At 45.8% G+C, this 12056-nt stretch carries 14 protein-coding genes and 2 pseudogenes; 8 read left to right on the top strand and 8 right to left on the bottom strand.

Annotation, left to right across the window (positions count from 1 at the left end):
- Nucleotides 1–56: 56 nt before the first annotated feature.
- Nucleotides 57–227: pseudogene (locus tag QMD03_02070) on the bottom strand (tyrosine-type recombinase/integrase).
- Nucleotides 228–333: 106 nt separating this feature from the next.
- Here QMD03_02070 and QMD03_02065 point away from each other — a divergent pair.
- The 6 genes from QMD03_02065 (at nucleotide 334) to QMD03_02040 (ending at nucleotide 2891) form a co-directional block, all read left to right on the top strand.
- A complete protein-coding gene (locus QMD03_02065) occupies nucleotides 334–897 on the top strand; it encodes a phosphatase PAP2 family protein (protein MDI6776018.1) in 564 nt (187 codons plus the stop codon).
- Between the two features lie 193 nt (nucleotides 898–1090).
- Nucleotides 1091–1378, top strand: a complete 288-nt coding sequence (locus QMD03_02060) for a type II toxin-antitoxin system RelE/ParE family toxin (protein ID MDI6776017.1) — start codon at nucleotides 1091–1093, stop codon at nucleotides 1376–1378.
- Nucleotides 1379–1385: 7 nt separating this feature from the next.
- Nucleotides 1386–1661, top strand: a complete 276-nt coding sequence (locus QMD03_02055) for a helix-turn-helix transcriptional regulator (GenBank protein ID MDI6776016.1) — start codon at nucleotides 1386–1388, stop codon at nucleotides 1659–1661.
- Between the two features lie 165 nt (nucleotides 1662–1826).
- Nucleotides 1827–2276, top strand: a complete 450-nt coding sequence (locus tag QMD03_02050) for a hypothetical protein (protein MDI6776015.1) — start codon at nucleotides 1827–1829, stop codon at nucleotides 2274–2276.
- Nucleotides 2277–2422: 146 nt separating this feature from the next.
- The gene (locus QMD03_02045; GenBank protein MDI6776014.1) at nucleotides 2423–2641 is read left to right on the top strand and encodes a ribbon-helix-helix domain-containing protein; all 219 of its coding nucleotides are present in this window, start codon (nucleotides 2423–2425) and stop codon (nucleotides 2639–2641) included.
- Entirely contained in the window at nucleotides 2631–2891 is a 261-nt protein-coding gene (locus QMD03_02040; protein MDI6776013.1) for a type II toxin-antitoxin system RelE/ParE family toxin, read from the top strand. The genes QMD03_02045 and QMD03_02040 overlap by 11 nt, the downstream gene beginning before the upstream one ends.
- Here QMD03_02040 and QMD03_02035 read toward each other — a convergent pair.
- A complete protein-coding gene (locus tag QMD03_02035; protein ID MDI6776012.1) occupies nucleotides 2888–3079 on the bottom strand; it encodes a hypothetical protein in 192 nt (63 codons plus the stop codon). The two genes, QMD03_02040 and QMD03_02035, sit on opposite strands and share 4 nt — an antisense overlap.
- Nucleotides 3080–3155: 76 nt before the next feature.
- On the opposite strand from QMD03_02035, the gene QMD03_02030 reads away from it, so the two are divergent.
- A complete protein-coding gene (locus QMD03_02030) occupies nucleotides 3156–4121 on the top strand; it encodes an NAD(P)H-dependent oxidoreductase (protein ID MDI6776011.1) in 966 nt (321 codons plus the stop codon).
- A gap of 66 nt (nucleotides 4122–4187) precedes the next feature.
- On the top strand, nucleotides 4188–5555 hold the full coding sequence (locus QMD03_02025) for a M48 family metalloprotease (protein MDI6776010.1): 1368 nt from the start codon (nucleotides 4188–4190) through the stop codon (nucleotides 5553–5555).
- 35 nt (nucleotides 5556–5590) lie between these two features.
- On the opposite strand, the gene QMD03_02020 is transcribed toward QMD03_02025, so the two are convergent.
- From QMD03_02020 to QMD03_01995, 6 genes and pseudogenes are all read right to left on the bottom strand, one after another.
- Nucleotides 5591–7264, bottom strand: a complete 1674-nt coding sequence (locus QMD03_02020) for an HD domain-containing phosphohydrolase (GenBank protein MDI6776009.1) — start codon at nucleotides 7262–7264, stop codon at nucleotides 5591–5593.
- Nucleotides 7265–7284: 20 nt separating this feature from the next.
- Nucleotides 7285–7974, bottom strand: a complete 690-nt coding sequence (locus QMD03_02015; protein ID MDI6776008.1) for an anaerobic ribonucleoside-triphosphate reductase activating protein — start codon at nucleotides 7972–7974, stop codon at nucleotides 7285–7287.
- Between the two features lie 7 nt (nucleotides 7975–7981).
- Entirely contained in the window at nucleotides 7982–10066 is a 2085-nt protein-coding gene (locus tag QMD03_02010; protein ID MDI6776007.1) for a ribonucleoside triphosphate reductase, read from the bottom strand.
- Nucleotides 10067–10329: 263 nt separating this feature from the next.
- Nucleotides 10330–10530 (bottom strand): annotated as a pseudogene (locus QMD03_02005) (IS701 family transposase).
- Between the two features lie 22 nt (nucleotides 10531–10552).
- The gene (locus QMD03_02000) at nucleotides 10553–11107 is read right to left on the bottom strand and encodes a Fe-S-containing hydro-lyase (GenBank protein MDI6776006.1); all 555 of its coding nucleotides are present in this window, start codon (nucleotides 11105–11107) and stop codon (nucleotides 10553–10555) included.
- Nucleotides 11108–11170: 63 nt separating this feature from the next.
- Nucleotides 11171–12010, bottom strand: a complete 840-nt coding sequence (locus QMD03_01995; GenBank protein ID MDI6776005.1) for a fumarate hydratase — start codon at nucleotides 12008–12010, stop codon at nucleotides 11171–11173.
- Nucleotides 12011–12056 lie beyond the last annotated feature (46 nt).

Here is a 12056-nt window from a genome sequence, read left to right as displayed (position 1 = left end):
GTTCACACAGGGCGGAAACGAGAAGAAAGCCACGGGGTGTGACCTGGCACCGGCGGTCAGCCCGGCAAGCGGTCCAGCGGGCTTTGCAGTTGCCGGATGTCCCGGGCCATGACATGGGTGTAAATCTCGGTGGTCTTCACGTCCGCGTGGCCGAGGAGTTCCTGGAGCACGCGGATGTTCACCCCGTTTTCCAGCATGTGGGTGGCAAAACTATGGCGCAGGGTGTGACAGCCGGTCTCCCGCCTATCCTTGGGGTATTTCCGGGATAGGGACTCGGGGATGTAGACCTCTCCGAACCCATCCTCAAGATCCTGATGATGGAGGGACTTCACCATGAAAGCAATGCGTATTTCGGCACCTTACATCTATCATGCTGCCACTTTCCTCGTGGGACTTTTCCTGTGCCTCATCACTATTGTAGAAGCAAAAGCAAGCGGCGGGGTGGAGGCCGCAGGCGATGTGTTGCAGTTTGTTCTGCCAGCGACCGCGGTCGGGCTGACAATAGGATACAAGGACGGCGCAGGAGCGTTACAGTTTGGGGAATCGGCAGCACTTACTCTCGGTGTCACCTACGGCCTCAAATATACTGTGAACGAGAGTCGTCCCAACGGCGGAAGACATTCCTTTCCTTCGAGACACACTTCCATTTCCTTCTCCGCCGCCGAGTTCATGCGCAAACGTTATGGCTGGGACTATGGGATACCGGCTTATGTAGCGGCGTCCTTTGTGGCTTACAGTCGTGTTGAGGCCCGACAGCATCATGTACATGATGTTGTAGTCGGCGCCGGCATCGGTATCCTCAGCAGCTACGTCTTTACCAAACCATACAAAGACTGGTATGTTCAGGCGGAGGCCGATGGCAAGTATTACAGCATCAGGCTGAGTCGCACTTGGTAGAACAAGAGATATAGAATGCACCTAACAAAACAATCCAGCCAATCGCTTGCAGCGCCGGCTGATTTTTGCCGTTCGTTGTCTGAAGATTTAAAATTCATATCTTGACAATGTTCACATATTTGTTTACCTTATAATCATGAAAACAATCTCATTCTATCGGACTGCGTCAGGCAAGTGTCCTGTTAAAGAGCACTTGGATAGGCTGACAGACACACAGGCGACCAAGATAGCATGGGTATTGAAATTGATTCGAGAGATTGATCAGGTTCCATCTAAATACCTCAAGAAGCTGGTCAAGACAAACGATATTTGGGAAGCCAGAGTTGATGTGGGAAGAAACACCTTCCGTCTTCTTGGCTTCTTTCATGGTCAAGAGTTGATCATACTGACCAACTCCTTCCAAAAGAAGAGCCAGAAAATTCCTTTAAAGGAGATTAAACTGGCAGAAAAGCGGAAGAAAGAATATTTGAGCAGGAGGTAAATAGAAGATGGACGATCTGGATAAATACATTGAAACAAGAAAGAAGCAAAGCCCCCAATTTGCAAAAGATTTTGACAAAGGATATGAACAATTCAAGATTGGTATCCTCCTGAAACAGGCTCGTATTGAAGCTGGCTTCACCCAGGAACAAGTGGCTAAGAAATTGCGTACTAAGAAATCTGCCATCTCCCGGATTGAAAACCATGCAGAAGACATCCGCCTCTCTACATTAGTAAATTATGCTCAAGCGGTAGGCAAACACCTCCAACTCGAAGTTGCCTAAGAGTAGCGAACAAGGGCATTGAGATGGACTGGTAAAAGCCGGCGATTTTTTTCTTTTGCACAGGCCGTCTAAATAGCAAACTTTTGATGTAGTTTCCAAGGTTATCGCAAGCTTTTCCCAGCCACTCATGCCTGCCGTTATGTCTAAAGAAAAGGAATAATGATAATGGACTCATATGAACAATATGAAAAAGATTGTAAAAGAATACGAGAACTGAATGTAGCCCTTTTGAAAGATTTTGAAAGCTGGCTTGCGGAAAAGAACCTTTCAGCAAAAACAACAAGAAAGCACTGCTCAAACATTGATTTCTATATCAATGATTTCCTTCTGTATGAAGAGGCAATAGAAGCTGCTGATGGAGCTGGAAATATAGGAGGGTTTCTGGGTTATTGGTTTATTCGTAAAGCCATGTGGGCAAGCCTAACAGCTATAAAGGAGAACGCTTCGAGTCTAAAAAAATTTTATCAATTTATGTTTGAAAAAGGGAAAATATCAAAGGAATCATTAGATGAATTGAAACAGACAATCAAGGAAGATATGCCAGAATGGCTTGCTACAATGGAGAGATATGATGATCCTGATATTGAAGACCCAGAAGAAATATGGGGATTTTGACATAACAAATCACTGGAGAGGGGTGCGAAAAAAGCTGACGCTTTTTCGCACCCCTCAGTTTGGTCGTTAGATTTCTCTATAAAATACTCTTGACATTTCACGCACTATCGTATACATTGTATTACAATTGAATCAGGAGGTGCTTCATGAGTACAGCCATATCCGTTAGGCTCCCTAAGGAGCTATCCGAGCAATTGGAGAGCATAGCCAAGGAAACAGAGAGACCACGCTCTTTTATAATCCAGAAAGCGTTAGAGTCCTACATAGAAGATTATGCAGATCTACAGGTAGCTCTCGATCGGCTCCATGATAAAACAGATCCTATAGTTTCTGGCAAAGAGCTAAGGAAATCTCTTGGCTTATAATATCGTCTACAAAAAGTCGGTTCATCGCGACTTAAAAAAGCTTTCAAAAGCAGAGGCTGGTCGTATCCTCGACCAAATTGAACGGGAGCTTTTAAAAAAACCTGAGTCAAATCCCGTCCTCAAAGGACAATTTGCCGGGCTTCGCAAATTTCGAGTAGGTGACTATCGGGTAATTTACGCATTATTAGGTGACGATATCCTTATCCTCAGAATTGGTCACCGAAGAAATGTCTATAAAGGCGAAATCTAATCGGGTAGCCGGGGGATTTTCTCCCCCAGCCCCCACACCACCCGGCAAATGTCCATCTCTTCTCTCGGATCAGGAACATGGGAAAGATACGAGAAATAGTCATCAAGAGAAATGGTATGCCTGTGGGGCGTTACTACTACTCCTTCGTTGGGGCTTAGCTTAGAGTGGTGCAGGTAAAGGAAGGTCACCGTTAGATCTACATTGAAGACCTGAAAGGAAAAATGTTCTAAACTCTACCAGGGAAAGAAGAAAAGGGCCCTTTTTATGTTTGTTCTTGGACTGCATGGTAGTCCACGCAAGAATGGAAATACAGCCCATCTACTTGCCTCATTTTTAGCGGAGACGGAAAAGCTTGGCGCCCGCATACACAGTCTGCCAGTGGCCGAAAAGAAGATAACACCCTGCCAGGGATGCAGAATCTGTGAAAGAGAGGGTTTTTGTCTTCTGAAGGACGACATGGAGGAGATATATCCCCTCCTCTGGCGGGCAGATATCATCGTTATGGCTACTCCTGTCTTCTTCTACGGTCCACCGGCCCAAATGAAGGCCCTCATTGACCGCTCTCAGGCCCTCTGGTCCAGAAGGTACGTATATAATCTCACCGATCCAGGCCGGAGGTGGAGGCAAGGGTTTTTATTATCCCTCGGTGCGACAAGAGGCGGGAAACTCTTCGACGGGGTTACCCTCACCGCTAAATATTTTTTCGATGCCGTGGGGGCCAGCTTTGTCGGGAGCCTCACTTACAGGCAGATAGAGGAACCGGGAGACATCGCAAAGCACCCGACCGCCCTGTCAGAGGTAAAGGAAATGGCCGGAGGGCTCATACAACCATTTCTCAAGAGGAAAAAAATCCTCTTTCTCTGCCGGGAAAATGCCTGCCGTAGCCAGATGGCGAGCGCGTTTGCCCGGTATTACGCGGGGGACAGGATGGAAGTGGAAGGCGCCGGCAGTCAACCAGCCAAAGAAATAAACGTTTCCATGGTGGAGACGATGAAGGAAAAGGGAATAGACATGGCTTTTCGCCGGACAACCTCCATTGATGAGGTCTTAAGCTATATGAAGCCGGACCTGATCGTCACCATGGGTTGCAAAGATGAATGCCCTTCAATTCCCGGCGTACCCATCCAGGACTGGGATTTACCGGACCCCTCCGACAAACCCATAAGCTTTATGCGTGAGGTGAGGGACGAGATTGAAAAAGGGGTGGAAAAACTGATCAGTTCAACTTAGATGAGAGCTTTAGCTTTACAACAAGGTCAAACAGTGAATACATTTAACCAATTTAGAAGAAAAAAAATGGGGCTTTTTCCCGCCATCATTCTCCTTTACCTGTTTCAAACTGCAGGACTTGCCCATAGCGCCTTTACTATTGACGATGAGAAAAAGCTCGGGAAAGAATTTTTTGAAAAATTAGAACAGAGCGGCGCCCTTATCCAGAATCCAAAGGTTAACAGTTACATCGCCCAGCTCGGTAATCGAATCCTCTCACACAGTCAGAAAGCCCCTTTCGACTTCCGATTCTCTATCATCAAGAGTTCCGCCATCAATGCCTTTGCCACCCCGGGAGGTTACATCTATGTCAATAGAGGACTCATCAACCTTGTAGAAAACGAAAGCCAGCTTGCCGGTGTACTGGCACATGAAATAGCCCATGTAAATGCAAGACATATCGCTGACATTATTGATAAGTCGAAGAAGGTCAGTATCGGTACCCTTGCCGCAATTCTTGCCGGAGCCTTCCTTGGCGGAGGGGGTGAAGCTTCTGCGGCAATAACGACTTTTGCCATAGCAGGTGCTACCCATTTAAGTCTGAAGTACACGCGAGAGCATGAAGAAGAAGCGGACAGGCTCGGCATCTCCTACCTGGTTAGTACAGGATATGATGGAAAGGCCATGTTAGATTTCTTAAAAATTATGAGGAGGTATGAGTTCTACTCAAACTCTGTTCCGTCTTACTTTCTGACCCATCCGGGCACCGACGAGAGGATCGGATACCTCGATGGACTCATTCAGACCATCTACACCCACCACGGGGCAGAAAGCATCATCGGTGGGTTTAAAAGGATTCAGACAATCCTGCTCCTCAATGACAGAAATCTTAATGCAACACTAAAACACTTTCAAAACGAATTAGAGAAGAATCCGAACAGCGTTGATGACCTTTATGGCCTTGCTGTGACCCAGGAAAAGCTCGGTCTCATTCCCGAATCCCTAAAAAATTTTCACCAGGCCTTAAAACTCTCTCCTGACGATGAGGATATCCTCAGAGACTCAGGCATTACTTACTTTAAGATCGGTCGGGCAGCCGAAGCTATTAACTTTCTCAAGAAGGCTCTAAGCATTAATGAGGACGATGTAAACACTCTTCTCTATCTCGGAAGATCTTATGAGGCGCAGGAAGATTATGCAACAGCTCTTACCCTCTACAGAAAACTTGAGAAGAAAAATATTGACGATGCAGATATATATTACAATATCGCCATGGCCTACGGCAAAACAAACAACCCAGGCGATTCACATTACAACTTTGGGATCTACTTCAAGAAAAAAAATAAAAGGGAAAGCGCCCTATTTCATTTTAAGGAAGCACTGAAATACTTTCCCCAAGACTCTCAGAGGGCAAAGGAGATAAAAAAAGAAATGGAAGCCCTGAAACCATCGTAGGGGCAAGTCCCCCTCCCCCGTGCCTGCCCAAAGGGCTAAAATTCGACCCTATCCACCTGTTGCGGTGCCAGTTCTTTCTGGGCATAATCGTCATAGAGCCGTTCCTTGATAAATAGATCAAAGAGGTCGGAGTCTAGATGATGGTCGGCTACCATAAGCTCCATAATTTTCATTGCCTCGGAAAGGGTCTTTCCCTTCTTATAGGGCCGATCCTTGGCCGTTAAAGCTTCGAACACATCGGCCAGTGCCAGGATACGGGACTGGAGGGGAAGTTGATCGCCTTTCAAGCCAGAGGGATAGCCTGTACCATCGAGCTTTTCATGATGGGCAGCGGCATAATCCTGGACATGTCTTAATTTCTTCGGAAAAGGCAGTTGAGAAAGCATCTTATGTGTGACTGCGGCATGGTTGTTGATAATACCCCTCTCTTCGTCTGTCAAGGTGCCCCGGCGAATGCTGAGGTTATAAATTTCGTTATCGTTGAGCAGGGGTTGTAGTTTCCCATCTAAAGCCCATTGTCTTTGCGCAACGCTTTTCAATCTTTCAATCATCCCGTCAGCCATGTATTCGCCACCAACATTGGCAGCACATAGAAAATTAAAATCTTCCCTCAATGCCTTGATGAATTCATCATCTTCGGCCAAAACAACCTCCCTGCCAGAATCCCAATCCCTCCCAACTCCCCTCTTCAGCAACTCAATCTCATGATCTCTTTTGATTACCTCAAAGCGGGTTTTCAGGAACTCAATTCGGTCACAGATCGTCTCCAGTTTTGTGGCCTTGTCAATAATGTATTCCGGGGTGGTTATCTTACCCATATCATGAAGCCATGCCGCGATCCGCAGTTCTCTCATCTGGTCTTCGCTAAGGCAGACATCTGCGTAAGGGCCTTCCGTGGCTTCATTGATCTTCCTCGCAATTGCCATCGTCAAATCTGCCACCCTGCGAACATGGCCACCAGTGTAAGGTGATTTCTCATCAATGGCCGTAGCGATTGTTTTGATAAAGGATTCTAACAGGTTCTCGAGATCATAAATGAGACGGTTGTTAGAAAGGGTCACCGCTGCCTGGGAGGCGAGAGACTCCGTCATCCGCTGGCTTTCCAGGGAAAAGGTAATAACCTCACCTGTAGCAGTGTCGAGGGCATTCAATAACTGGAGGACCCCGATAATATTGTTTTCATGATTCCGCATGGGCGCCACGAGCATGGATCGAGAGCGGTAGCCGGTTTCAGCATCAAACTTCCTCGTGCCTTCAAAGTTGAACCCACTGGCATTGTAGACATCAGGAATATTGACCACCTCACCCGAGATGGCTGCATAGGCAGAGACATTGGCATAATTAGGACTACCATCGGGGTTCTTCAGCATGACCGGGGGCCAGGTAATCTTTCCGCTGGTTCCTCCCATACGGACCTTTAATGTGTCGTTCTGCACGATGGCAAAGTGGAGGGCCGTCTCGTCATCGGACATAATATACAGAGTACCCCCATCGGCACAGGTATATCTTCTGGCCTCTTCTACGATCATTTCAAGGAGCCGGTCCAGGTTCCGCTCGGCAGAGAGGGCAGCACCTATCCTGGTCATCTGCCTGATGTGGCCTATTTGTTCCTCGGTAAATTCTCTGACATCGGATACCAGCTTATTCAGCAAACGGTTGATCTGGTCATTGTCGGTAAAACAAACAAACCCCTTATCCCTTTTCTTCATAAGACTTCTTTCCTCTAAATTTACCGAATTGCAACACGGGAGATGTGTTTCTCAAGTTTCTTCTTTATGTCTTTGAATTCCTCGTATGAATAAGTTGTTTCTGCAAGAAATTCTCTGTCTAAGGTCTTTGAAGGAATAAACGGCTGCAACACGTAAAGGCGGGCATTTTTTATTAACTTTCCGCAATGGAAAAGGTCGTTTTTTGTCAACTGCGATCTTACCACTGTTGTACGAAACTCGTATTCAATACCTGAATGCATAATCATCTCAATGCTCTCTTTAATCAGGCACTGGTGAATCTGAGTTCCCGTAATTATCCCATATTTTTCCAGAGGTCCCTTTATATCCATGGCAATATAGTTTACCAGTTTACCCTCAATGAGTTTAGTGAGAACCTCAGGATGTGAACCGTTTGTATCAATTTTGATCAGGTGCCCCATTTTTTTAATATGTCTTATGAATGATAGCAAATCGGCCTGAATGGTCGGTTCACCACCGGTAATGGTTACCGCATCCAGTTTCCCCTTCCGTTTGTTTAAGAAGGAAAAAAATTCCTCCTCTGCCAGACATTGACCGTAAAGATCGGGATCTACCAGTTCCGGATTATGGCAGTAAGGACATCTGAAATTACAGCCCTGGGAAAAGACAATGGCGCATATCTGTCCAGGATACTCAAGAAGAGAAACTTTCTGAAGCCCCCCAATCTTCATCTTTTTGTTAAAAAGTAAATACCCTTCTCAAATTGAATTCTTCCTGTTTTCCCCTGTTCCACTGCTTGACAGGACGTAAATAACCAACAACTCGGGAATAGATTTCACATGGTTCCTCACATCTCGGACATGTTGCTCTCTCACCGCTTAGATACCCATGAGAGGGACAGACACTGAATGTGGGAGTGAAAGTTAGATACGGCAAATGGTAGCGAGTGCAGATCTTACGGATAAGGGTCTTTACCGCAGCAGGATCGGGAAGCCGTTCACCAGCATAGATATGAAAAACCGTTCCCCCCGTATATTTTGCCTGGATGCTGTCCTGGAGATCAAGGGCTTCAAAGATATCATCTGTGAAATTGACCGGCAGTTGCGTTGAATTAGTATAGAATGGCTCTGGGTTCCCCGATTTATCCTCATTGGCACAGATGATGTCAGGATATTTTTCTTTATCAATTTTTGCCAGGTGGTAGGATGTTCCTTCCGCCGGTGTTGCCTCAAGGTTGTAATTATTGCCCGTTTCTCTCTGAAACTCGATTAACTTGTCTCTCATAAAACCCAGGACCTTCCGGGTAAATTCCTGCCCGGGAGGGGTTGCAATACTCCTGCCCAGGAAGTTCAGACAGGCCTCATTCATACCCACAAGACCAATTGTGGAAAAATGATTCTTCCAGTACTCATTAAACCGCTTCTTTACATCTCTCAGATAATATTTTGTATAGGGATAAAGGTTTCCCTCTGTAAACGTTTCCAGGACTTTTCTCTTGGTCTCCATACTTTCCTTGGCAATAATCATCAGTTTCTCCAGTTGCCCGAAAAATTCATCTTCGCCGTCAGACAGATAACCGATCCTCGGCATATTTATGGTGATCACCCCGATGGAGCCCGTGAGGGGATGGGAACCAAAAAGTCCCCCACCTCTTTTCTCCAATGTCCTGTTGTCAATGCGGAGTCTACAGCACATACTTCTGGCATCCTCCGGGTTCATGTCTGCATTGATAAAATTAGAAAAATAGGGCACCCCATACTTGGCCGTCATCTCCCAGATTCCATCGAGATTCCGATCGTCCCACTGAAATTCCTTCGTAATGTTATAAGTAGGAATCGGAAAGGTAAATACCCTGCCTTTGGCATCCCCATCCGCCATTACCTCGAGAAACGCCCTGTTGAACAGGTTCATCTCTTCCTGAAATTCCCCGTATGTTTCCTTCTGTGGCAGGCCGCCAATAATTACATTCTGATTTGCATAATACGCTGGTACAGTGACATCGAGAGTTACATTGGTGAAGGGAGTCTGAAAGCCGACCCTCGTAGGCACATTGATGTTGAAGATAAACTCCTGCATGGCCTGTCTTATTTCCTTAAAATTCAGACGGTCGTATCGTACGAAAGGGGCCAGAAGTGTATCAAAATTTGAGAAAGCCTGGGCGCCAGCCGCCTCCCCCTGAAGAGTATAGAAGAAATTGACAATCTGCCCTAATGCGCTCCGGAGGTGTTTGGCCGGTTTACTCTCCACCTTACCCGATACACCTTTGAATCCTTCCGTAAGGAGGTCAAAGACATCCCAGCCCACACAGTAAACAGAAAGAAGACTTAAATCGTGGATGTGGAAGTCACCTTCCACATGAGCTTTTTTAATTTCCGGAGAATAGATATTGTTTAACCAGTATACCTTGCTAACTTCAGAAGAAATATAGTTATTCAATCCCTGTAAAGAATAATCCATGTTACTATTTTCATTAATCTTCCAGTCAATCTTTTTCAGATATTGGTCAACTAAATCAACCTCCATCTTATTGGCAATTTCCCTTAATCTGGCATGCTGATCACGGTAGATGATATAGGCCTTTGCCGTGCGGCGATAAGGAGAAGATAAGAGGACTTCTTCCACGATATCCTGAATCTCTTCCACAGTGGTGATTTTATCGTCAAATAGTTCCTCTGCTAAATTAAGCACCTTGATGGTAAGTTTTCGCGCCGTGGCAAGATCGAATTCACCCGTTGCCATACCTGCCCTGGCAATAGCATTAGTGATCTTTTCAGCATTAAACTTTACCAAACGGCCGTCCCTTTTTCTTATCTTCGTATGCATGAAAACTTTCCCTCCTCTCCTCATAACGAGAAAATTTTTATCTCTTTTACAATATGCAAAACTCAATATATTGAACTGCTTTTAAATATACTACCGTATATAGATATAAGCAAGAAAAAAAAAGATGAGTGTGAAGTTTGAAGCGAGCTAAAATGACTAAAGTAAACTAAAGTTGAGGAATCTTACCTTAACTTTAGTACTACTACGTTAAGTAGTAAGAGTCATCATAGGTAACAATGTTTTCTTTTTTCCCTCGAATTTTCTTACCGCAGGTTGGGCATATGCCGGTGTACATGAGCAATAGTTTCTGGAGCCAGCGGCGGACAGCCGGCAAGGTCAATCCAGAAATTTTTTTTATTGCCGATGCGTTCAAGCATGAGAAAGGCATAGGCCATGGCAACAAGGGTGACATGATGATGCCAGCCCTGCCAGGAGCGTCCCTCAAAATGATCCAGCCCCAGTTCCCTTATATCTGTCGGAGTAGTATTATTCTAAGTGGTATTTTTTTTGACCCTCGACATAAAGATCGTTTCCATTAACATCATTGACCACAATCACAGGAAAGTCCTCCACCTCCAATCTTCGTATCGTCCCTGGTCCCTCCTCATATGCTATGATCTCCTCTTTCTTGACCCGCTTGCTCAAAAGGGCGCCAGCGCCCCCGATGGCGACAAAGTAGACCGCTTTATATCTTTTTATTGCCTCTTTGACTGCATCGGATCGCATACCCTTTCCAATCATCCCTTTCAGGCCTTTCTCAAGCAGGGCAGGGGTATAGTAATCCATACGATAACTGCTTGTGGGACCTGCCGAGCCGAAGATTCTCCCCGGTTTTGTAGGTGTGGGGGTGACATAATAGATAATCTGATATCTGATATCGAAAGGAAGTTCCTGACCGTTCTTCAATAAATCAAAGAGTCTTTTATGGGCGGAATCCCTGGCCGTGTAAACGATACCGCTGATCAGTACCCGATCTCCGATTTTTAATTTCTCTACATCCTCGTTGGAAAGTGGCGCTTGTAAACGAATTAATTCGCTCATCTATACCCCTATACCCCTTTGTCTTATGTCTTATGTCTTACGACTTATGTTTTACGAACCATGTTAAATTACGGTTTCTCTGTATCTGTGTGCGTGGCACTGAATATTCACTGCCACAGGTAGGCTGGCGTAATGGCACGGCATCATTAATATATGAACCGCAAGCGCCGTGACCCTGCCACCAGCTCCCTGTGGACCGATGCCAAGTTTATTAATTCCAGTTAATATTTCTTCTTCTAATTTTTCTAATTCTGGATTGGGATTTTTACTCCCCAGGGGCCTCAGCAAACTCTTCTTGGCAAGGAGAGCTGCCCGCTCAAAGGTCCCCCCAATTCCGACTCCGGCAATGACAGGGGGACAGGGATTAGGCCCCGACTCTTTTACCCTTTGGATAACATAGTTTTTGATACCCTCTATCCCCTCTGCCGGGGTAAGCATCGCCACCCGGCTCATGTTCTCGCTGCCACCCCCTTTGGGCGCCACTGTGATCTTGATTCTATCTCCGGGAACAATGTCCATATGTATAACGGCAGGCGTATTATCTCCAGTATTTACCCGCGTTAAGGGATGACAAATTGACTTCCTTAAGTATCCATCTTGGTATCCCTGTCGCACACCTTCCTGGATGGCCTCTTTCAGATCACCTCCCATCAGATGAACATCCTGTCCTAACTCGATGAATACAACGGCAAACCCTGTATCCTGGCAGATGGGTATTCTCTCTTCTCGCGCGATGCGGGCATTCTCCTTTAATGCTTTCAGTATAACTAATCCAAGAGGGGATTCTTCCTTTTCTATCGCCTGGTCGAAGGCTTCAAGCATCTCATCACTGAGAACGATACTGGCCTCTATACAAAGTCTTCTAATCTTTTCGGTAATTAACCTTACATTGATCTTTCTCATCGTCTTTCTACTTCTTCCTTGTCAATTACTGGCGATTCAGGACCTG

The organism is Syntrophales bacterium, assembly GCA_030018935.1.
Taxonomy (GTDB): domain Bacteria; phylum Desulfobacterota; class Syntrophia; order Syntrophales; family CG2-30-49-12; genus CG2-30-49-12.
This window is presented reverse-complemented; position numbering and strand designations above follow the sequence as displayed.

What these genes read in the sequence shown, in the direction of transcription:
- QMD03_02065 (MDI6776018.1), top strand. Translation starts at nt 334, where the DNA reads ATGAAAGCAATGCGTATTTCGGCACCTTACATCTATCATGCTGCCACT.
- QMD03_02015 (MDI6776008.1), bottom strand. Translation starts at nt 7,974, where the DNA reads ATGAAGATTGGGGGGCTTCAGAAAGTTTCTCTTCTTGAGTATCCTGGA.
- QMD03_02020 (MDI6776009.1), bottom strand. Translation starts at nt 7,264, where the DNA reads ATGAAGAAAAGGGATAAGGGGTTTGTTTGTTTTACCGACAATGACCAG.
- QMD03_02025 (MDI6776010.1), top strand. Translation starts at nt 4,188, where the DNA reads ATGGGGCTTTTTCCCGCCATCATTCTCCTTTACCTGTTTCAAACTGCA.
- QMD03_02050 (MDI6776015.1), top strand. Translation starts at nt 1,827, where the DNA reads ATGGACTCATATGAACAATATGAAAAAGATTGTAAAAGAATACGAGAA.
- QMD03_02045 (MDI6776014.1), top strand. Translation starts at nt 2,423, where the DNA reads ATGAGTACAGCCATATCCGTTAGGCTCCCTAAGGAGCTATCCGAGCAA.
- QMD03_02010 (MDI6776007.1), bottom strand. Translation starts at nt 10,066, where the DNA reads ATGCATACGAAGATAAGAAAAAGGGACGGCCGTTTGGTAAAGTTTAAT.
- QMD03_02055 (MDI6776016.1), top strand. Translation starts at nt 1,386, where the DNA reads ATGGACGATCTGGATAAATACATTGAAACAAGAAAGAAGCAAAGCCCC.
- QMD03_02000 (MDI6776006.1), bottom strand. Translation starts at nt 11,107, where the DNA reads ATGAGCGAATTAATTCGTTTACAAGCGCCACTTTCCAACGAGGATGTA.
- QMD03_01995 (MDI6776005.1), bottom strand. Translation starts at nt 12,010, where the DNA reads ATGAGAAAGATCAATGTAAGGTTAATTACCGAAAAGATTAGAAGACTT.
- QMD03_02030 (MDI6776011.1), top strand. Translation starts at nt 3,156, where the DNA reads ATGTTTGTTCTTGGACTGCATGGTAGTCCACGCAAGAATGGAAATACA.